Source organism: Algoriphagus sp. NBT04N3 (assembly GCF_019443765.1).
GTDB classification, from domain to species: Bacteria; Bacteroidota; Bacteroidia; order Cytophagales; family Cyclobacteriaceae; genus Algoriphagus; species Algoriphagus ornithinivorans.
In genome coordinates, this window is the sequence record NZ_CP048415.1 from 4,354,985 (window position 1) to 4,374,444 (window position 19,460).

Annotated in this window: 18 protein-coding genes; 3 read left to right on the top strand and 15 right to left on the bottom strand. The window is 40.3% G+C overall.

Annotated features, from left to right (window positions below):
- Positions 1-482: 482 nt before the first annotated feature.
- Positions 483-3,629 carry an AsmA-like C-terminal region-containing protein gene (locus tag GYM62_RS19005; RefSeq protein WP_219957567.1) on the bottom strand — a complete coding sequence of 1,049 codons (3,147 nt, stop codon included), beginning with the start codon at positions 3,627-3,629 and terminating at the stop codon, positions 483-485.
- A gap of 813 nt (positions 3,630-4,442) precedes the next feature.
- Between GYM62_RS19005 and GYM62_RS19010 the strand changes: the two genes are divergently transcribed.
- The gene (locus GYM62_RS19010) at positions 4,443-4,676 is read left to right on the top strand and encodes a hypothetical protein (RefSeq protein WP_139217449.1); all 234 of its coding nucleotides are present in this window, start codon (positions 4,443-4,445) and stop codon (positions 4,674-4,676) included.
- 134 nt (positions 4,677-4,810) lie between these two features.
- On the opposite strand, the gene GYM62_RS19015 is transcribed toward GYM62_RS19010, so the two are convergent.
- The 14 genes from GYM62_RS19015 to GYM62_RS19080 form a co-directional block, all read right to left on the bottom strand.
- Positions 4,811-5,485, bottom strand: coding sequence for a hypothetical protein (locus tag GYM62_RS19015; RefSeq protein ID WP_219957568.1), 675 nt, complete (start codon positions 5,483-5,485; stop codon positions 4,811-4,813).
- A gap of 47 nt (positions 5,486-5,532) precedes the next feature.
- Positions 5,533-5,880, bottom strand: a complete 348-nt coding sequence (locus GYM62_RS19020) for a hypothetical protein (protein WP_219957569.1) — start codon at positions 5,878-5,880, stop codon at positions 5,533-5,535.
- Positions 5,881-5,950: 70 nt separating this feature from the next.
- Positions 5,951-6,223 (bottom strand): hypothetical protein, encoded by a 273-nt coding sequence (locus GYM62_RS19025; RefSeq protein ID WP_219957570.1) that lies wholly within the window; start codon positions 6,221-6,223, stop codon positions 5,951-5,953.
- Positions 6,224-6,600: 377 nt separating this feature from the next.
- Positions 6,601-7,335, bottom strand: a complete 735-nt coding sequence (locus GYM62_RS19030) for a hypothetical protein (protein WP_219957571.1) — start codon at positions 7,333-7,335, stop codon at positions 6,601-6,603.
- Positions 7,336-7,469: 134 nt separating this feature from the next.
- Entirely contained in the window at positions 7,470-7,898 is a 429-nt protein-coding gene (locus GYM62_RS19035) for an SRPBCC family protein (protein WP_219957572.1), read from the bottom strand.
- Between the two features lie 56 nt (positions 7,899-7,954).
- Positions 7,955-8,821, bottom strand: a complete 867-nt coding sequence (locus GYM62_RS19040) for an AraC family transcriptional regulator (RefSeq protein ID WP_219957573.1) — start codon at positions 8,819-8,821, stop codon at positions 7,955-7,957.
- A gap of 173 nt (positions 8,822-8,994) precedes the next feature.
- Positions 8,995-9,444 (bottom strand): aminoglycoside 6'-N-acetyltransferase, encoded by a 450-nt coding sequence (aac(6'), locus tag GYM62_RS19045; RefSeq protein ID WP_219957574.1) that lies wholly within the window; start codon positions 9,442-9,444, stop codon positions 8,995-8,997.
- Positions 9,445-9,591: 147 nt separating this feature from the next.
- Positions 9,592-10,719: a hypothetical protein gene (locus GYM62_RS19050; RefSeq protein ID WP_219957575.1), complete on the bottom strand. Its 1,128-nt coding sequence runs from the start codon at positions 10,717-10,719 to the stop codon at positions 9,592-9,594.
- A gap of 255 nt (positions 10,720-10,974) precedes the next feature.
- Positions 10,975-11,808, bottom strand: coding sequence for an alpha/beta hydrolase (locus GYM62_RS19055; protein WP_219957576.1), 834 nt, complete (start codon positions 11,806-11,808; stop codon positions 10,975-10,977).
- Between the two features lie 198 nt (positions 11,809-12,006).
- Entirely contained in the window at positions 12,007-13,005 is a 999-nt protein-coding gene (locus GYM62_RS19060) for an IS110 family transposase (RefSeq protein ID WP_219957577.1), read from the bottom strand.
- A 320-nt stretch (positions 13,006-13,325) separates the two neighbouring features.
- A complete protein-coding gene (locus tag GYM62_RS19065; RefSeq protein WP_255590442.1) occupies positions 13,326-13,610 on the bottom strand; it encodes a putative toxin-antitoxin system toxin component, PIN family in 285 nt (94 codons plus the stop codon).
- A gap of 112 nt (positions 13,611-13,722) precedes the next feature.
- Complete coding sequence (locus GYM62_RS19070; protein ID WP_219957578.1) at positions 13,723-13,938, bottom strand: hypothetical protein; 216 nt, start codon at positions 13,936-13,938, stop codon at positions 13,723-13,725.
- Between the two features lie 351 nt (positions 13,939-14,289).
- On the bottom strand, positions 14,290-15,465 hold the full coding sequence (locus tag GYM62_RS19075; RefSeq protein ID WP_219957579.1) for an IS91 family transposase: 1,176 nt from the start codon (positions 15,463-15,465) through the stop codon (positions 14,290-14,292).
- The gene (locus GYM62_RS19080; protein ID WP_219957580.1) at positions 15,465-16,274 is read right to left on the bottom strand and encodes a site-specific integrase; all 810 of its coding nucleotides are present in this window, start codon (positions 16,272-16,274) and stop codon (positions 15,465-15,467) included. The genes GYM62_RS19075 and GYM62_RS19080 overlap by 1 nt, the downstream gene beginning before the upstream one ends.
- A gap of 748 nt (positions 16,275-17,022) precedes the next feature.
- Between GYM62_RS19080 and ltrA the strand changes: the two genes are divergently transcribed.
- Together ltrA and GYM62_RS21200 are read left to right on the top strand one after the other, a co-directional pair.
- Positions 17,023-18,303 (top strand): group II intron reverse transcriptase/maturase, encoded by a 1,281-nt coding sequence (ltrA, locus tag GYM62_RS19085; RefSeq protein WP_219957581.1) that lies wholly within the window; start codon positions 17,023-17,025, stop codon positions 18,301-18,303.
- A 585-nt stretch (positions 18,304-18,888) separates the two neighbouring features.
- Positions 18,889-19,434 carry a reverse transcriptase domain-containing protein gene (locus tag GYM62_RS21200; RefSeq protein ID WP_370627644.1) on the top strand — a complete coding sequence of 182 codons (546 nt, stop codon included), beginning with the start codon at positions 18,889-18,891 and terminating at the stop codon, positions 19,432-19,434.
- Positions 19,435-19,460: the final 26 nt, after the last annotated feature.

Here is a 19,460-nt window from a genome sequence, read left to right on the forward strand (position 1 = left end):
GGAAGGAAAAGTTCAGGGTTCAGAGTTCAAAGTTTCCATAGCCTTAGGGAAGTGTTTAGAGCTGGATGGTTAAATGGCGCACTGATGATTTCATTCGGATTGCAAATCCTACGATAAGGCCTCGGAATTGCTCCCGATAATATCGTGGATCCGAGAAGTATTGAAGAAGGTATGCCTTCGGTAAGATATTTCGGAAATACGGCTTGGGTTAATCTTAATCCCGTAGGGATTACAGATAGGTAGAAAAAGATACATGGGGCTTTTCCATGCCGTAGGTATGGAAGAGAAGGTTTAGGGTTCAGAGTTCAAAGTTTCCATTGGGACTTGGGCGGACATTTAGCCAATTATTTCCAGAGATTAAAATCTCTGGCTAGATGATCTTTCGTCGCTATGCGACTTAGTTTAATGAAACCCTGATAGAAGATCTTGGATTTTTAAGACTATCGCCGAACCTTAGGATCAGTGCCTATGATTGCGACCCTTTAATTTTTTTCTTTTCGAAGAGCGATTTTATAATCCTCCGGAGTTCCTGTCAAATTAAGATTTACAAATCTGATGCGCTTATCCTGATCTTTATAGACAATGGCATCTTCCCTCTCTGGATCGATCTCTTCCTGTTTTTTACCAAATAAAGACTGGAAACCTGCCTTAGTGACAAGACCTAGCGGAATTCTTAGATAGTAATCCATGGTCAAGTCCAAACCTTGTTTCCCCGAAATTTCCATAAAGCCCAAACTGGAGTTAATTGTCATACGTGGAATCTCCAAGACTCCATTCTGAAGATTGAAGGTGTTTTGAAGTGTATCAAATCGGACTAGGTTGAGGTTTTTATCTTTAAAATAGCTAGACATGGCTTGAAGAGGAGTAAAATTCACCAAACTTCCATTGTGAACAGTCAAATCCATTTTTGCAGAGCTCTTTTCAATGATAGGGGTCAAATCAGGGTAAACCAAAAACTTGCTCTCAATCGTACCACTGATTTTTCCATGAAGATTTTGATTGATTAAGTAATCCTGTCCAAAGTTTTCAAACTTCACCATCAACTTATCCAAGTCCAATTTCTCTGCGTTCATCTTGCTCGAAAAATAGATTTCCTTTGGATTTGAACCGTTGAAATAGCCCTTCACATTCAATTTTCCATCAGCCGTATGCACCTCCATATTATCTAAATAGATAAAATGATCGGGCGTCATTCTTCCAGAAAATGAAAAGTCCTCCAACCAAAAAGTATGATAATTCAATTCCTGAACTGAGACTGAAAACTTAAAATCCGAGAATGGCACTTCAAAAATATTAAACGCCGAATCATGCTGTGTTTTGGTATTTGCAGAAGCATTGTAATTCATCAAAGCATCCAAGTCTAGCTTGGAGGAGGTCAGTTTAAAGACATTGTCTCGCTTTTGTAATACTGGGTCTTGACCAGTATACCAGGTGAGGTTAAGCAGAAAATCACTTTTACCCATTTTACCTGAGAAGTTTTCAACAAGCAGGTGCTCATCTTCAAAATGTACCCTGCCGTTAAATTTCTCTAGCTTGAGGGGATGCAGCTTCATTTTAGTGCTTAACTCAGTTAAATAGAAGTCTGCTGACTGAAACAGGCTATCATAATGCAGGTCAAGTTTCCCATGAAGTTTTAAGTCGACAAACTCTTCATTTCTATACTCCTCAGGCAGATAATTTGTGCCTTGATAGGTCAGCAAGTCACTTGGATGAAGGAAATTGCTGGTCAGGTCAAATTCAAAGCTGCTTTCTCCTTTGGTTATAGGTTGAAACCATTTGGGGTAATTTTCAATAAGCCCAGTAAAATGAAAATCGGTTTGATCGATTTCTCCTGAAAAATCCTTCAAGACAAGATTTTCTTCATCTATAATTACATCTGCATGAAAGTCATGAAAGGTGTGTGGATAATGTGCGAGTTTCCCGTAGAAATCTTCGATGTAAAACTCTCCTTTTGGTAAATACTCAAAATTAGAAAGTTGGTCGCCAGTCGTCTCGAATGCTAATTTGATGGAGAAATCGGAAATCTCTTCTGTTGTAGAATCTGCCAAAGCAGGATCAAATGCCAACACTTCCTTGAATTTTATTTTTTTGCTCGAGGCCAAAAAAGATGCTTTGACAGGGGTTTTGTATCCGTGAAATACTGCTGGGAAATCACTTAAAGTTCCTTTGAAATTGAAGTCATTTTCACCCAAATTGAATGATAAAGTGTCTAAAACTACTGCTCCCGAACGCATGACACTTCGCATATTGGCATTGCTGATAGGGATGGGGTGATGGGGTAATTTGAAGCTCAAATTGCGGACAGTTATTTCACTGTCAATTCCATTTTTCAAGGGTGCTGACTCATCGAAGGCAAAAGCCAAATCAGAAATCTCCTTGAAATGCATATCTACAGTCACTTCTCCTCGTAACTCGTCCAAAATTTCCACATTGAAAAATTCACTAAGAAACTCCAAATCCAGATCTGCATGTAGATCCACATTGATAAAGGGGTCCTTGAAATTTTTGATAAAAAATGTTCCCTGAAAGGATCCTTTTTCAGGCCTTACATAAAAGTTTTTTAGCTGAATTTCTGAAGACTCCAAGCTTCTCTCTTCTCCATTGGTGAAATAACCAGAGAATCGCATATCATCTACTCGCTTATTTACCCCGGGGTTGAGAAACCAGGCATTTTCGCAACCGAATTCCACATTGATGGCAGGCATATTTCCATTTGCTGCTTTCCCGATGACTGTTCCTATAAAATAGATGTCCCCTTCATTTTGATAGGCTTTCAAAGCATCACCTACTTCTTTTGGAGCAAAGGCTGCAAAGAGGTCAAAATTCGGTTTTTGTCCTTCTAGCTTCAAATTGGTATTCAGATCATCGTCCAAATCAAGTGTGCCTGCAACTCCTAATCTAGAGCCTTCCAATTCAATATAGCTGGGAGTAATTTCTATGATTTGGGTGGCTTGATTGAAGTCTATTTCCAGATTAAGGCTGATTGCTTTGTCAGAAAAGAAAGTATGCTGCTTATTCTGATCCACATCCAAGATTAAGTCCCCCAACAAATCAATATAGAAATGCTCTTCTGAAACCTGAATTTGGGAAGTAAGGGAATTTATTTTACTTACTATGTCCTGACCGGTATTTTGGTCTTCATAAAGCAGCGTAAAATTTTCAATGAGCAGTTCTTTTACGTCCACATTAAACTCACTCTCTAAAGAATTTGAGGAAGTCTGATCTATTCCTTTTGCGAGTAGGATATTGATATCTCCATTTGGATATTGGATTACATCCAAATGCCCGTTTTGAATTCGAATTTTTTCTACGTGGTAATATCCTCTAAGCAGATCCAACAAGTTGAATCCCAAATAAATATCTGAGGCCTGGTACAAAGGTGGTTTGTCCTTAGTTTTTGACTCATAAAAACTGACATTCTCTAGATCAATGGAGATATAAGGGAAATTTGCGAAAGGCGCGATATGAGAATCCTCGAGTTCTAAGAATCCATCGTATTGTTCATTGATTCTTTGGATTGCATTCTGTACTAATCGGTCTTGGTGGCTGAATAAAATTCCCAACAAAAAAATGGAGACGATGAGTAAAGGGGTAAAAATTAGAAGAAATATTTTTAATGGTTTTCTCATGAAGTATTAGCTCGGTATAGGCTTCAAATTTCAAAATCTTTTTAATGGAAAATGAAGGCTTGTTTTCCCATCAAGGATGTAAGTCTTACTTGTCTAACAGTAAAAGAGCCTAATTGTGTGACTAGGGTTAAATATACGTAATGTGACCTTAAATTGATTTGAGGGTTTAAGCCTTCTTTGTTTAATAGATATGCAAGGTTCAGGGTTCAATGTTCATGTGATTCGTGGTAAGGGTAATGATCAAATCATTTTTAGAATGGTCATAAATACGGATTGCAAATCCTAGGCTAGAGCCACGAAGTTGCTCCCGATAAAATCGTGGGTCCAAGGAGCATTGAAAAAGGTATTCCTTCGTCAAGATATTTTGGAAATACGGCTTGGGCTAGTTTTAATCCCGTAGGGATTAGAGCTAGGTAGAAAGAGGTAGATGAGACTTCTCCATGCCGTAGGTATGGAAGAGAAAGTTCAGGGTTCAAAGTTCAGAAGGAAGAAGGACTTGTGATTGCATTTTGAAGAGGTGATTTTATTCGGATTGCAAATCCTACGATAGGGCCTCAGAATTGCAAATTCCGAGGAGCATTGTTCTTGGAAGGGTTAGGTCTCCATAATTTTTCTAAAAGATTCTAAAAAAGGGTTTTGTTGGTGCAACCAAATTTTGTTCGGGATTTTGTCCGCACTTGGGGAATTGCTGTACGAAACCGTACAGACTCAGGAAGTAAAACCCTAAAATTAAGCGAATTAGGGCCTTTTTTAAGTTTGGGTCAGTTTTTGGCATATAGGTACCATACGAAAACAAACCAACTATTTACTGCCATGAAAGCAATACTATTTACCCAAAAAAATGTCTGTGCGGCACTGGGTTTACTAATGGCACTGACAATCGTATGGAAAGCGAAAACTGAAACCAGTCTTGCACAGCAAACTGCCCGATTTGAATATACTAAACCAACTTCTACTTCAATCGGTGAAGCGAAAGGTTCAGAGATGATCCAAATCTCTGAGGATGAAATTAACAGGTCTGATAGCGAATTGACACCTATCATTTAAGACCTAAAGAAAAACTCGTAAGGGTTAATTTGGTTGATTGTTTGGTTAAATGAAAGAGGCGGGTTTTACCTGCCTTTTTTTTGATAACAACCCTTGAGAAAAACTTGTATTTTATGGTATCAATCCTTCAGGAGTTAAAATTTCCTCCCAAGTTGAAAGATGTCTGAAAGGTGAGTCCAGATTACTATAGGAACAATTGTGGCTGGTAAAAGAACAAAAGGAAAATAATTGACAGCACGATTGGGTTGCTCAAAGCCAAATTGTTGGAATGGGAGCTCCGCTGAGAGAATTCCATTGACCAGGATAAAAAGGACGAAACAAAGGCCTATAATATTCCAGGCAAGCATCATACTTTTATTCACCTTCTTTTTAAAAAATAACCACCCCATGATAGGGGCAGAAATTCCTATTAAAATATCAAAATTCCGGCCTTCAAAAGTCATCAACTTTGGTACCATTTGATGGTTAAAAAGCCCAAAAAGCACTATCTCAACCGGAATACGAATGGAATGTAAAAGGGTGCTGATAAGGCTATCTCTTTTTTCAGCAATCCATTTTTGCTGCTTGGGAAGTAAGCCATAGACAACAAAAACTATCGATGGAAGAATTACCAATCCAAATCGGGGAGGGAAGGCTTGAGTTTCTTGATAAAAACCCAGATATGCTAAAATCGATTGAGCCAGAGACCAAACAAGGATGAAAGCAGTCAATTTTAAGGGCTTGCCATTTGAAAAGTAAAAAAATGCGATCGTTAGCCCAAAGCTGGCTAAAAACAGAAGTTCAATCCAAATAGGCAGGTTATCTATCATTTGTTTTTCGAATCCTTCCACTATTATAATGGGAGGGCTGTGGATTTTTATTTTTCAATGAATTGATTCGGCTTTTCTGAAGAAATTCTTGACAAAAGCAAAGGAGTTAAAATGCATGCAATCCCAAGAATTGATTTTAGCTCAAAATCCAAGAAATTCATCACAATTAGATAGATTCCGCATATCAGGAATATCCATCTATAGAGATTAGAATTCCAAGCAATAGCAGCTGAAATATAAGCTGCTCCAATTAATACAAACGTCCCTAAATTAATCATACCATCGTATTCATTATCAAAACCCCAAATCCAGCCTGAGATTTTCCCAATCAGAATGATGAAAAGAAAGCTGTAAAAAAGTAATTGGAGGACTTTTTTTAAATGAATCTGTTGCATTATTACGTAAGGTTTCTATCCTAAACTTTTTTGTAATTTCAATTCCTATCAAAGGAGAAATAGAAGTTACTTAAATGAGATTTCTCTCACGCAAAACCTCCTGCAAGGCTGTATTTTTATTTGGGGTTTTTACCAATCGGTAAATAAAGATTATCGGGAAAATCATGGGTATCAAAAACCCCGGCTTTTTATCAGAAGAAAGAGCCCAAGCCCCGAAACCAAAAATCAGGATTCCAGCCAAAAAACCAATGGCCACTGCATTGAATAGTTGCCCTTTTCGATACTTCTTTTTTTCGATCAATAGTTCTTCATCTGTCAGCTTGAAGAGGTCTTCTTTTTCCATGGGATCTTATAGTCTAAAGCTAGTTTAATTGTGATTCAGTCATGTTTCCTGTTTCATATCACTTAAATATCGCTGGAAATTCTTTGAATTCCATGGCCGAACTTACCCAAAAACGGCACTTTTCAAAGTTCAATTTTGATTGAATTCTTTAAAGCTTCAGTCACTTTTAATCATAAAATCCATTTTTTTCACAAATTAGCAATCATAAGACAGCATTGGTCCTTTCCGTATTTCCAACTTGAAAATCGGTCCTCTCTTTTATAATTAGTTGGTGATTTAATCAATCTCAATTTGGAAATGGCTATAAAAAGAAAAAGAAAGCAAGATATCCCTTGCTTTCTTTTTTGATTTGCCTAGTAGTTACTAAGGGCTTCTATTTAATTCAGGATTGGCTTGATCAATAATAAATCTTTATAAGGGCTGGCAGTTTCCCGAAGATGCAAATTGTCTTTGAATTCCTTTCTTGTAGCCAACTCATTTCTGCCTTCCATTCCCTTTTTCCACTCCGAAAAGAAAATGATGTTTGGATGATAGTTCTTGTCCTCAACGCCTAGACTAGATAACTGAGCGATCAATTCAAACTGAATTTTTGGATCAGATGCCAAGGGCAAAACCGCCTGAAAATACTGCTCCAGTTTTGGGGCATTATTAGGATCCAACCACAAGGCTGCAAACTCATAAGTGCCGCTTTCTTTCAATGAATAAGTAATGTCTTTGTCCACCTGGAAGTACCCGGTATTCAAGAAGCTCAATGCGTCATTCCGGATATTAACGATCTTGAGAAAATCAAAATCCTTCTCGAAAGCCCGCTTTTTTTCTAGACTCTCCCATTCGAAGAAGATAACCATTTGTGCTGGACTATTCCCTTGATCTCTTTTTTCTACCATGAATGAGCCAATGGGCCTTGCGCCATATTTTGGAGCAAGTGGTAAGGCCTGTGAGAAATACTCTTCGTAAAACTGACTTTCTTTTCCAGGTTGAATGGTCAAAAGTGCTACTTCTACAAGTGTTCCTTTTTTGAAGGTGATCTCTCCGGTTTTTTCTTCGGTAGCCCCGAATATATAGGATAGGGAAAGAATAAATAAGGTGGATAATATGCTTAGAATTTTCATGTTTTTTAAAATTTGATTTGTGAGTTATTGACGTATCTACTGTTTTCCCTTCTATGCATTAAACCCAAAAGCAGGACTTAAGTCATTAGAAAGGGACTTTTTGAAGAATGAGTCGTTAGGGATGAAATTTGATGTTAAGCTGCCTGAGTAACCAAAGCAGCGATGCCTGCATAGCTTCCCGTATAGATCTGTTCGATCATTGATTTAATTTCTACAGGATTAGCGCCATCATTGACTTCAAATGTGGAGGTGGTTTTAATCACCGCCTGAAAGTCATCTCCGGAAACTTCTATGGTACTGACTAAAGAACTGACTGGGAGGATAGGCTGCTCCGTGATGGCGTAGCTGAGCACATGATTTTGATGATCCAAAAGCAAGATCTTTTCGATCAACTCTCCTTGTTCTGCACTGCAGTAGCGTTTTAATCCTCCCTCACGGGTGGACTCTATTCTACAACTTTTGATGATGGGAGACCAAGTATCCACGCCTCCTACTGCACCGATTACTTCCCATGCCTTATCCATAGGTATTGGAAGTGTGACTGTTACGATTGTTTTTTCCATTGTACTGTGTTTTTATGTTTAATGAACAGTACAAATATCTAGGGTCTGGCCGGGGATCATTTTCCGCTTTGGTTCAAAGAATTTGTGTTTTGGCTCTTTCGATAATCAGAAGGTGAAATATTGAATTCCAGTCGGAAAACATTGGAAAAAGTAGTGACATCTTCAAATCCACAATCGTAAGCTATGTCACTGATTCTATCGGATGAAGTAGTCAGAAGTTTGGCAGCATGGGCAAGTTTTCGCCTTTTCAAATACTTGGCTGGACTTTCTTGGTATTGTTTGTTAAACTCCCGCTTGAAACTGGAAACACTCATACCGCATAAGAAAGCCAGCTGATCTATGGTTACCCTTGAGTAAAGATTGTTTTCGATAATCGAGGTGAATTTTAATTTACTGGGGAAGAAAATATCCGAAAAGAATCTTAACACGGATGGTTGTTGCTCGGTCTTTAAAAGAAGCAGAATTATTTCCTTTAGCTTTATTATTGCCAGCTCATCGTCCATCAGATTTTTTTCTTCAAAATAGATCATAAGATTACTGATAAAGCTATCGATCAAATCTGAGGAGGAGAATCGAATTGGAGGAAGTGCTTTTTTTGAATCGGTAAGGAAATCGGGGATTTCATTTTTGTAGGCCTCTTTTATGATTTCAGGATAAAAGTAAATGACAACCGCTTCACATTGGCTTTTCTCGGGTGTCTTGATATACTTTGAAATATGTTGCCCACATCTCTTAATCAAAGCCTCTTTGGAGTCCAAGACGACTGTCCCAAAGGGATCAATGGTTTCATAACTTCCGTCGAGTACATAGAAGAAACAAGCGCGCTCTTCCAGTTGAGTACTGTAGCTGAAAGGAGCCTTGATCCGCGCTTTTTCAAAGAGAGGAAGTCCTTTGCAGCTTATCACATCATAATCCTGTATCATGCCCAAAAAAAAGAAAATTCAATGACGAAGACTTTCCAATTTAGCTCAAAAATTTTCTAAAAAGAGAGGCTGGACTCTCTAATGAAATTGAATATGTTGAAAAAAATATACTCAAGCTAACTAATCAGAATAGGGCTTTCAGTTGAATAAAATTAGTCTTTCTCTTTCGTATGTTAAGAAATTTTTTTTGAAAAACAGACGATTCTATTGATTTCTTTAAAACCAATTAATTTGTGGAAAGCTAGGCTTTCATTATTCTGTATCTCCGCGTCTGAGGCAATTTCGCTGCAATTGTTATCCTTGCCCCATTCTTCCGCTTTTTTGAGTAAAGCTTTGGCTACTCCCTGTTTTCTGAATGGTGGCTCTACAAAAAGTCCTTCTACATAAACTACGGGAGAGTTACTGCATCCTTCTACATGGTCAGTTCTCAGGGAAAGGTGGACAAATGCGAAAAGATTATAGCCCTGCTTAGCTGAAAAAATTGTTTGATTATGTGAATCGATAATTTTTTGACAGTTCAAGGACTCCTCTTCATAGCTACATTCAGGCCAGAGTCTAATCATCAATTCAGTGACTTTGGGGATGTCACTTTCAGCTATTTCTTCGATCCTTAAGCCGTTCATGAATGAAAGTCTATGTAAATGGAGGATGGGTTGAAGTTCTATGCGATAGTAAACTTCCGGCTAATCAGATTCAGCATTCATTTGATTTATTTTTTTCAAAATAATTATGGATCAGACCATTCAGTTTTCTACCTCACATTACCATCATTATTGATCATAGGTCTTGAAACCCTCCAAGTGTTTTGCGGCTTCTTCCAAATCCATAATCAAAAATCCAAAACCCACACCCGGCTCGGTATTGTCTTTTCCGATCTGAAAACACATATACTTTCCGTCATCGGATATTACTCCTTGATTGGCCTTGTAGCCCTTATAGTTGGTGAAATGGGTTAATCTTTGCATTTCTCCTGACCCATCTAATTTCAATTTATACAGATCCAGTAAAGGCCAAGCATTTTTTTCAGAGTTACCATGCTCAACCAATGTGTGCAAACCATCAGGGAATATTCCTTCCGGCTCATCATAGCAGCAGGGAGAATTAGTGATGGTTCTATAATTTCCGGTTTCGCTATCTACCATATAGACGTCCGTATTATTTCCATTATTGATGGTATAGACTGAAAAGGTTACTTGGGTGTCGTGTGGAGGAACAAGACTTTGAGTTTCAAGGCTTGCATGGCCTAAAGAAAATGGCAACTGCTTTGAATCAAAAATCACTCGTTCGCTGGATAATTTGGGAATTCCATCTTCATAAACTATTTCGGCCATCAATAGCTTAGCCCGGTTTTTTCCGAGTTCAGGCAACTGGCGATCTCGATGTGTCCAAGCAATTCTCAACCTATTTCTGGAAACAGCAGGACCTTCAGCACAGAGAGTATTCAAAGGAACTGGGGGCTTCTGACCACTTTTATCCAGCACATACAACCATGTCATGTCACGCGCAATATCTCTTTCCTCTGCGATAGTTGGATCAAAAAGCTCCTTAGGACCTGCGAGGAGAATATCTCCATTGGATAAATACATGGCCCTGGTAAAACCATAATGGTTGAAATGTCTGGTTTTTGGGCGTACTACTCCGGTTGCCAGCTCCATTTCATATACTTCCCCCATGGGTTTGTCTAAGAAAAGAATAAATCGGCCGTCATGAGACCAATCCGGGCGCTCACCAAAACCGCTTACAAGTTTGATATATGGAGGCAAATCATCTGCGGGACTGCCACTTTTCAGAGCAGTTTCAGCTTTTATTTGATCTTGTCCAAATGCAAGTGTGGTGGTGAAAAGTAAGCAAACAAGTAGGATTGATCGCTGGATAATTTTCTTTTCTATAGTTGACATAGAGGAGAATATTAATTTGTTTAGGTTTAAAATTGGTCTGAGAGTGTTTTGAAAGGATTAGGCATCTAGACAGTCTTAGGAAAATATCATATTCAAAGTCTTTTCCTTTTTTTCCTGCTCCTAACTCCCTCAAGATAAGGAATTTCTTTTATTCTAAATCCACGTCAATTTCCAATAGCCGGCAGTATTTGGGCAATTTTTGTTTAGCACAAAAAATATTAATTCAGAATGAAATATGGCCAAGGAGAATTGGCACTAATTGCAGTTATATATCGTAAGGAGCAGTTTTTCATAATTATCTCCTAAGATGTATTTCAGCCCATCATAAAAACTTGGATAGGGTACGTGACCATAATTATCATAAGTAACGTACTTGAATGAAAAGTTAGCACCTAATTCCAATTCAACTTTTTCAGCAAATTCAAGCATGGCCAAGTGAACTTCTTTGTTAGGATCAAAGGAATCAACCAATGAGTTTGCCACAAATAATTTCTTACCAAGAAAACGTTCTTTGTTTTTGAACGCATTATCGGCTAGATCACTGAAAAAAGGATCCATATCTGCATACCAGCCGGCGCTATTTCCAATATAGTTTTGAAATAATTCTGGCCTTTCTAAAAATGCATACATGACAAATAACCAACTGAGAGATGTGCCTCGGATTGTTCTTTGTCTATTTGAGCGATATTCTTTATCGATGTGCGGTATAAGTTCTTTTTCTAAAAAGGAAAGAAAATGGGCTGCTCCGGGATTATCCACTTTGTAGGTTGGCGTGCTCAATGGCATCATGTCTCTATCTCGGTCTGTATTGAGAATTGCCACGATTATTATTTCTGCTCGGAGATAACGGGTTATCACAATGGTATTCAAAAGTGAGGTTTCGTTCCCATCAAGAAGAAAAAGAGTTGGATATAATTTGTTTGAGGATTGATAATCTTCAGGAAGCGATACAATTAGATTTCTATTTTCATTTAAAATTTCAGAATAAATACTGTCCTTCACTCCGATTTTGATATGAACATCTTGGGCAAAGCATATGGAAGTATTTATTAATCCGATTAAGGCAAAAAGTACAATATTATTTTTCATGTTAGGTTCGGATTAATTTGTTGACTGTAACGGGATTCAGCTTGGAGACGGCGGGCCTGTCTGACGCCAGGCAGGCTTTTGGAGCCTTCCTCTTCCAACCTACTCCTAACTTTTTAAAGATACTAAACTTTCAATTTACTCGGAACCGCCCGCCTGCCTGTATTCTAAGGTTTAAACAAGAAGATTTTCAGTTTTTTTTCATGCGGCATATTTTAGTATGTCTACATAGCTGGAATTTCGGTTGACAACAGCAAAAGCCCTTGCAATAAGTTTGTTTCTGATAATATTAAGTGTGCTCATTTTGCTTTTCCCTTCACCGGTTCTTCTCTTGTAATAGGTCTTCATCTCAGTGCTGTATTGGATGGCTGTGCCTGCACATAATGTCAGCAGTGTTTTAATTCTCTTATTCGCCAGCGGACTGGTTTTGGTTCTCCCTCGATAGGATGTACCTGACTGGTTGGGAAACGGTGCTGTTCCTGCATAACTGGCAAACTTTCTCCAGCTATCGAATAGGGTAAACCCTTCTGTTAAGACGATAAGTGCAACAGCTGTCTGTGGGCCTATGCCCTTGATAGAGTTAATCAGCTTATATTGGTTCATTAACAGTTCATCTTTGCGTAAAAGTTTGTCTATTTCTTTCTCCACGGTTTGGATCTGCTTATCCAAACAAGCGATCACTTCGGTATTGGATTTTTGATAGACTTTTAATTTGATTTCTGAAACTACAGCTTCATATTCTTTGATACGGGTGATGTAAGCTGCTCTGTCTTTTACAAGTCGCTCTCTGTAATTAAACAGCTTTTTGAGATCCTGGATGACCTTTTTGGGAAGAACAGTGGGGATAATCTTCTCCTGCTTTTCATAAAGATATTCAGCTATGTCTTTAGAGTCTGCCTTGTCTGACTTACCTCTTCTTATTCCCAAGGATCGCTTTAATTCAAGTCCTGAGATGATATAAAATGGTAGGGAGTGCTTTTCAAGAAACAAAGCAAGTTCTGAAGAATAAATCCCAGTGGATTCAAATCCGAAAAGCAGTTCTTCTGCGAGTATTAACCCAGAGTTTTCCATTACCCATTCCACCAGCTCCTGGTAACCTTTCTCATTATTTTCAAAGACTGCGTGGCATTGGTTGATCTTCAGATAGGCATCAAGTGTAGATTTACTTACATCGACTCCAATAATTGATTTGAATTTCATAATTTAGACATTGAAGTTTAACAAATGAGAGTTGCGGAAACTAAAACCTTTAACAGGCCTAAAGCCTAAAATTCTAACTGGTTACTGGCAACTCAACTAAGAATGGGGACTGATACAGGCAAGAGGTCGCTAGCCTAGCCGTGGCGAAAGTTCACCCCATTCTTTTTTAATTTATTCAATATCTGAGTCACTTAATAATCGTTAAGATATTAGCTCTGATTTTCTCAAATAATTCTACTTTGCAAACCTAAAGGCGGTGGGTAGGCTGTATCCAAGGTGATGTTGTGGTGTTCCCGTTAAAGCGGGACAGGCTGTGATTTTTATTCTTGAGAAATGAATTCAGCCCAAGAAACTATTTTTGTCTTCTCTATCTTCCCTAATACTAATAAGTCAGAATCTCCTGTTACTAAGAAATCTGCGTTACTATCAATCGATAGACTCAATAAGAAATTATCTTTTGGATCTCTACATTCATTGACTTTTGATTCTACCCTTATTAATTCTCCAAAAGTTTCAATTTGGTTAAGAAGTGCTTTGACATCTGATTTTTTAAAAAATCTTTTGAATTTGGGCCTTTCTGAAACTTCAAAAAACTCTTCAAGCAATTCTTACGAAAAAATTAGTGTTACTTCCCCAGATTCAAGAAGTTCATCCAATTCCTTTTGTCTCTTAGATATCAAAAAACTTATCCACAGGTTAGTGTCTAGAATTACCCTTCTATTTTTCATACCGGGCTTTGCGGACTGCTTCAACCTCTTTAGTAATTTCTTCTAAACTTGGGGCTTTATCTGATTTATTCCTGAATTTTTTCAATACTTCAGAAAAAGTATTATCAGAATTTTCTTTTCTAATCCTAATCAAATCTAAATTTGCCAAATCTTTCAAAAGGGCTTTAGCTTTGGGATTCAATATATCAACTCTAATAGTTTCCATATTTTTAATCTTTCTTAAAGATACGAGTTTTTTAAATCGGTGGTCATTTTATCCTGCACCACAACGTAAAGAGTTTTAAACGCAATCTGGCCAAAAAAGAGAAGCCCTGGAAAGACGGTATCCTAGATTGCGGTTAAAACTGTGTTGAACGAAGCCGTGGTTTGCTATGGGTATTTCTTTGTTGCTTTCTGGGTATTTCCAAGGCTCAAAGTTCACTTTGAAGCCAAATTTGGGTATTTTTTGCTCCTTGTTTATTAGTGTTTGCATGCAATTGGACGTAATATTCCCCGGATACTTGATTTACCCAATATAATCGGTTTTCAGGTTTCAAAGAACTTAGTTTTTGTTTTTTTATTCCGGGGCTCTTGTTTTTTTCAGGTTGGGATCATGTACCATTCGTCCATTTTGACAGCAAGGACAGGAAAATGCCTGAGATCCTAGTATTTTTTCAAGAATCTGGTAGGTGGCCAGTCCCTCTAGAGGAGATCGGATCAGTGGCTTACCGAGCAGTTCCAGGCAGAGCTCCATTTTGGAGGTTCCCCCACAGTAGGCCATAATTCCGTAGTATCGGATTTTGTAGAAGTTGTCGGGCAGGATATGCCGGAGGAACCGTGAGGCGAATTCCCGTACTGGAAGGGTCATTATTTTTTGTTTGTTGTCACGGTAGTCTTTCCACCGGAAGCTGACACAGTCGTCATTGCAAGACAGAATCCGGCTGTTGCTGATGGCTACCCTGTGGGTGTACCGTCCCAGATAGCTGATGACCTGATTGGCACCTCTGAACGTTTTTTTGATGTATACGTGCCAGTTTTTGGCATACAGCACCTTTTTGAGTTGATCCGGATGAGTATAGCTATCAGTTTGACTATCAGGAATACGAAGGCTGTTTTGAATCAGAAGTTTGGTCAAACCCGAGATGAAGACACCTCTATAAATGGAGGCCAGCGCTTTTACCGGGACAAAGAACTTGCGATGGGCATGGATCCACTGCATCCGGTCCGGGTCTAATCCCCCTGCCGGGACAAGCATGTGAAGGTGGGGATGGTAGGTCAATGCCTGTCCCCAAGTGTGGAGTACCGAAAGACTTCCTGTTTCTACTCCCAGAAAGTCGGGATTGAGAGCGGCTTTCTTTACAGCAAGTGCACTGGAGGCAAAGAGCAGATCATAGCAGATTTTCTGATTGAGGTAGAACAAGGGCCGCAGTGACTCGGGTATGGTAAAAACCAGATGGAAGTACCGGACGGGAAGGATCCTTGCTTTGAGTTTTTCCACCCAGATCAGCTGACGGGCATACTGACATTTGGGGCAGTGCCTGTTTCTGCAGGAGTTGTAACAGATTTTGTGATGATCACACCGGTCGCAGAGCAGGGTGTGACTGCCCATGGCGGCAGTCCTGCAGGCGAGTACTGAGGAGAAGGCCTTTTGCTGGCAGGCTGAAAGGTGAAGATCGGAAGCGAACTCCCTTCCACAAGCCCTGAAGACATCGGCAAGTTCGGTGCCGGAGGTCCGCTGATTGACGGTTTCCATCAGAGGGTGTCCAGAGGGCTTTTGATCTGTGAAGGCTCAAATTTGCAGACATGAAGATAGACCGATGTAGTTTTGAGAGACCGGTGCCCAAGCAGATCCTGAATAATCCGCACACTGGTTCCCTGCTCCATGAGGTGGGTGGCGAAGGAGTGTCTGAGGGTGTGAAAGGAGGCATCTTTGGATATCCCGGTAGATTTTAAGGCTTTTTTGAGAACTTCCTGTGCACTCCTGCAGCTGTAAGGCTGGCCGGGGATCATACCTTCGAACAGGTAAGTCTTGGGTCTGTAGGAACGAAAATAAGCTCGGAGTTGATCTAGAAGTCCTGCGGGAAGCAAGGTATAACGGTCTTTGTTGCCTTTACCTGAACTGATGCGGATCTGCATGCGGGAGCTGTCCAGGTCAGCAGGCTTGAGATTCACTACTTCGTTTAGCCGGAGTCCTGCCGCATAGGTTAGTGCCACCAGGCAGTAGTGTTTTCTGTTTTTGAGACTGGCCAGAATAGCAGTGACCTCTTCTTTGGAAAAAACCACAGGAAGTGTCTTGGGAACTTTGGGTCTGCGGATTTTGACCGGATCCCAATCGCTGCCCAGAACATCCACCTGAAGTATCCTGAAAGCACTAATAATCTGGTTAATGGCAGAAGGGGAAAGCTGATCCTGGGCTACTTTCTTAAAAAGATAATCTTTGAGTTCTGTCGAACTGATGAGATCCGGTGACTTGCCGAAGTGTCTGGCCATTGCAGCCACCAGGCTGATGTAGGTGGTGATGGTTCTGGGAGAGTAATTTCTGACCCGCATCTCTTGGAGCATGCGCTGTCGGAGGCTTTTTTTTCCATGTTTAATAAAGATTTAGAATGAAACATGGAATAAAAATAACCTTAGCATCTCAAAATGAGAACAATGTGTCTTGTTGTGAAATGGACTGCCGACGCAGTCGGTTTAGTTCAACGTTTTTGGGCTTGGCGTTCGTGCGGGATTTCAGGGCACAAAACTGTCAACCCAGCACTAAAGTTGATTTGAAAAACTACACTTGAATTTAAGCACTTCACCCCGCATGACGCCAAACCCATGTGTGTGCCTTGAATGGTGAATATAGACCAAAAAGATGGTCGTTCCAACGGGTGAAAGTCCCTTAAGCGCGGGAGTCGTTACCCGAAGCCAAGCAAGTGGCAAGGTGGTTTACCGTGAGGTATGCACTGAAGTAAGCCAGACTGCGGTGTCTGTACTGACGAAAAGGAACTCTATACTGAGGCTATGAGGCTGGATGAGGTAGCACATCATGCCGAAGTCCTAAGCTCTGGAAACAGAGATAAGCCAAAATAGTAGATAGAGCAGCGATAGACACAAGGATATTCATCTTACCGAGGGAGGTCTCTGGACGTCTGGAATGTCCAAGAGAAGTCAGCCGAGGTCATAGTAGTTATCGGAAACGAGCTGTAAATACTGCAGAGGTCTCACTGAATAACGAAGGACTGAACATTGAATCGCGTCCTAATTCGGATAGGAATCCCGCACATGCGAGATAGCCTATTCTTAAGCGGACAAGGAGAACAAAGTAATGATAGAAAGAGTACTTCAATCCAAAAACCTTTATAAAGCCTACCGTCAAGTAGTGGGTAATAAAGGCTCATCGGGAGTGGACGGTATGCAGGTGACCGAATTGAAGTCGTTTATCGACCAAGGCAGGACAGCTGTATTAACCGACATCCTGAAAAGGAGGTACGTACCTAAAGCTATCAGAGGGGTTGAAATCCCAAAGAGTAACGGAAAAACCAGATTACTCGGAGTCCCATGCGTAGTGGATAGATGGCTTCAACAGGCAGTTAGCCAGCAATTAGCCACCCGATTCGAATTAACTTTCGAAGAGGAGAGCCACGGTTTTCGACCCGGAAAGAACCTTCACGGAGCAGTAACACAAGCCCTGAAAAACATCAATGATGGCTATCAGGACATTGTGGACATTGACCTGAAAGGTTTCTTTGATGAGGTACAACACTACAAACTGCTTCAGTTAATCTACAATAGGGTAAAATGTCCCACAACTTTGTGGCTGATCCGAAAATGGCTGAGAGCACCAATCCAGATCAATGGAAAACTGCACAAACGCCGAAAGGGTATGCCACAGGGAAGTCCCCTGAGTCCATTGCTGTCCAATATATTATTGGACGAACTGGACAAGTACCTCAAAAGTAAAGGGTTGAAATTCGTGCGCTATGCCGATGACTTCAGTATCTATACTAAGTCCAAAGCATCCGCCCAAAAAGTAGGCAATGAAGTCTATCTGTTTCTGAAGAACAAACTGGATTTGCCTATCAACAAGGAGAAAAGCGGAATCCGAAGACCCTCTGACTTTGAGCTGCTAGGTCATGGCTTCGTGCCAACATACAAAAAAAGGGTAAAGGGCAAATACCAACTGATAGTGAAGAAGCAAAGCTGGGTAAACCTGAAACGTAAGCTCAAATGGATCACCAAGAAAACCCTGCCATACAGTTTTGAGGAAAGGCTTCAAAAACTCAATGAGGTATGGATGGGATGGGTAAACAATTACCGACTGGCCAGTATTCAGGCCAAGCTCAAACAACTCGACGAGTGGCTGAGGAACCGACTCAGATATTGTATTTGGCACGACTGGAAGAAACCCGAGCGAAAACGTAAAAACCTAATCAGACTTGGAGTGGATCATGACCATGCTTACGCATGGAGCAGGACCAGAAAAGGAGGATGGGCTGTGGCCCAAAGTCCCATACTCGGAACAACAATTACGCTCTCTAGACTGAGAAGAAAAGGTTATCTAAGTATGCTGGACTATTACTCTAAATCAAAGCCTGAGATTCAATGAACCGCCGTATACGAGACCCGTACGTACGGTGGTGTGAGAGGCGCACCGTGGGCCTATGGCTCACGGCCGTCTACTCGATGTGTGCTGTGTAAGCTATGATAAAGATGAGGGCAGGCCCTCGGTGAGGGTTGTTTAGGAACACTCACCAAACCACTTCTATGATGCATCTGCGGTAACAATGATGTGTGAAGCGATAGAAGAAAAGGCTGTTTAAATGGTCAGGTAAGGATAGAAGAGATGAGCGAAAGCGAACCTTCCGATGAAGTGACGAAAAGACCAGTCGTTGTCAAAATCCGGTTTATATCGAGAGGCCGGAGATAAGTATAGAAGGTGCCTAATTTACTGTCTATACGGCAACCGTCATAAAGGGGGCATGACTTCTATTCAGGCTTTATTGTGGAATCGCAGGAAGCCTATATGCTATGCCAAAAGGAAAACACAAGCAGGCAATACCTGTGAGTTGATTACTGATGAGTATATAGGTGACGGATGAAGTCGTAGTAGTGATGAAACTCCTGTAATGGGAGCGGAGCGAAGGGCTTCAATTATGCAGTTTTAATTTAAGAACAACTTAACTAGTTAAGGATGATTTTTAAAGAACAGACAAAGTCGGTACCAATTACCAAAGAGATGGTTTGGGAATCCTACAAGAAGGTAAAAAGTAATGGAGGTAGTGCAGGGATTGACCAGCAGAGCCTGTCGGAATTTGACAGGGTACGTTCCAAAGAACTGTACAAACTCTGGAACAGACTGGCTTCTGGAAGTTACTTTGCACCAGCGATAAAGCGGGTAACAATACCCAAGGCAGGGGGTAAGACCCGTCCTTTGGGAATTCCCACTGTAAGCGACAGGATTGCCCAACAGGTAGTAAAGACGTACCTAGAACCAAGGCTGGAATCAGTATTTGTGGACAATTCCTACGGATACCGCCCGAACAAAAATGCGCACACAGCAATCCAAAGCGTACAACAGAATGTACGTCGATACAGCTGGGTTATAGATTTGGATATACAGGAGTTCTTCGAAAATGTGAACCATGAGCTTTTGTTGAAAGCTTTGGAAAGACACACGTTCAGAGAAATGGGTATTGCTGTACATCAAAAGGTGGCTGGAAGCACCAGTCATACTTGAGGATGGTGCGGTCAAAGTATCCACGG

Excerpts from the sequence above, each read along its gene's own strand:
- GYM62_RS19005 (WP_219957567.1), bottom strand. The coding sequence starts at position 3,629 with ATGAGAAAACCATTAAAAATATTTCTTCTAATTTTTACCCCTTTACTC.
- GYM62_RS19010 (WP_139217449.1), top strand. The coding sequence starts at position 4,443 with ATGAAAGCAATACTATTTACCCAAAAAAATGTCTGTGCGGCACTGGGT.
- GYM62_RS19015 (WP_219957568.1), bottom strand. The coding sequence starts at position 5,485 with ATGATAGATAACCTGCCTATTTGGATTGAACTTCTGTTTTTAGCCAGC.
- GYM62_RS19020 (WP_219957569.1), bottom strand. The coding sequence starts at position 5,880 with ATGCAACAGATTCATTTAAAAAAAGTCCTCCAATTACTTTTTTACAGC.
- GYM62_RS19025 (WP_219957570.1), bottom strand. The coding sequence starts at position 6,223 with ATGGAAAAAGAAGACCTCTTCAAGCTGACAGATGAAGAACTATTGATC.
- GYM62_RS19030 (WP_219957571.1), bottom strand. The coding sequence starts at position 7,335 with ATGAAAATTCTAAGCATATTATCCACCTTATTTATTCTTTCCCTATCC.
- GYM62_RS19035 (WP_219957572.1), bottom strand. The coding sequence starts at position 7,898 with ATGGAAAAAACAATCGTAACAGTCACACTTCCAATACCTATGGATAAG.
- GYM62_RS19040 (WP_219957573.1), bottom strand. The coding sequence starts at position 8,821 with ATGATACAGGATTATGATGTGATAAGCTGCAAAGGACTTCCTCTCTTT.
- GYM62_RS19050 (WP_219957575.1), bottom strand. The coding sequence starts at position 10,719 with ATGTCAACTATAGAAAAGAAAATTATCCAGCGATCAATCCTACTTGTT.
- GYM62_RS19055 (WP_219957576.1), bottom strand. The coding sequence starts at position 11,808 with ATGAAAAATAATATTGTACTTTTTGCCTTAATCGGATTAATAAATACT.
- GYM62_RS19060 (WP_219957577.1), bottom strand. The coding sequence starts at position 13,005 with ATGAAATTCAAATCAATTATTGGAGTCGATGTAAGTAAATCTACACTT.
- GYM62_RS19070 (WP_219957578.1), bottom strand. The coding sequence starts at position 13,938 with ATGGAAACTATTAGAGTTGATATATTGAATCCCAAAGCTAAAGCCCTT.
- GYM62_RS19075 (WP_219957579.1), bottom strand. The coding sequence starts at position 15,465 with ATGGAAACCGTCAATCAGCGGACCTCCGGCACCGAACTTGCCGATGTC.
- GYM62_RS19080 (WP_219957580.1), bottom strand. The coding sequence starts at position 16,274 with ATGCTCCAAGAGATGCGGGTCAGAAATTACTCTCCCAGAACCATCACC.
- ltrA (WP_219957581.1), top strand. The coding sequence starts at position 17,023 with ATGATAGAAAGAGTACTTCAATCCAAAAACCTTTATAAAGCCTACCGT.
- GYM62_RS21200 (WP_370627644.1), top strand. The coding sequence starts at position 18,889 with ATGATTTTTAAAGAACAGACAAAGTCGGTACCAATTACCAAAGAGATG.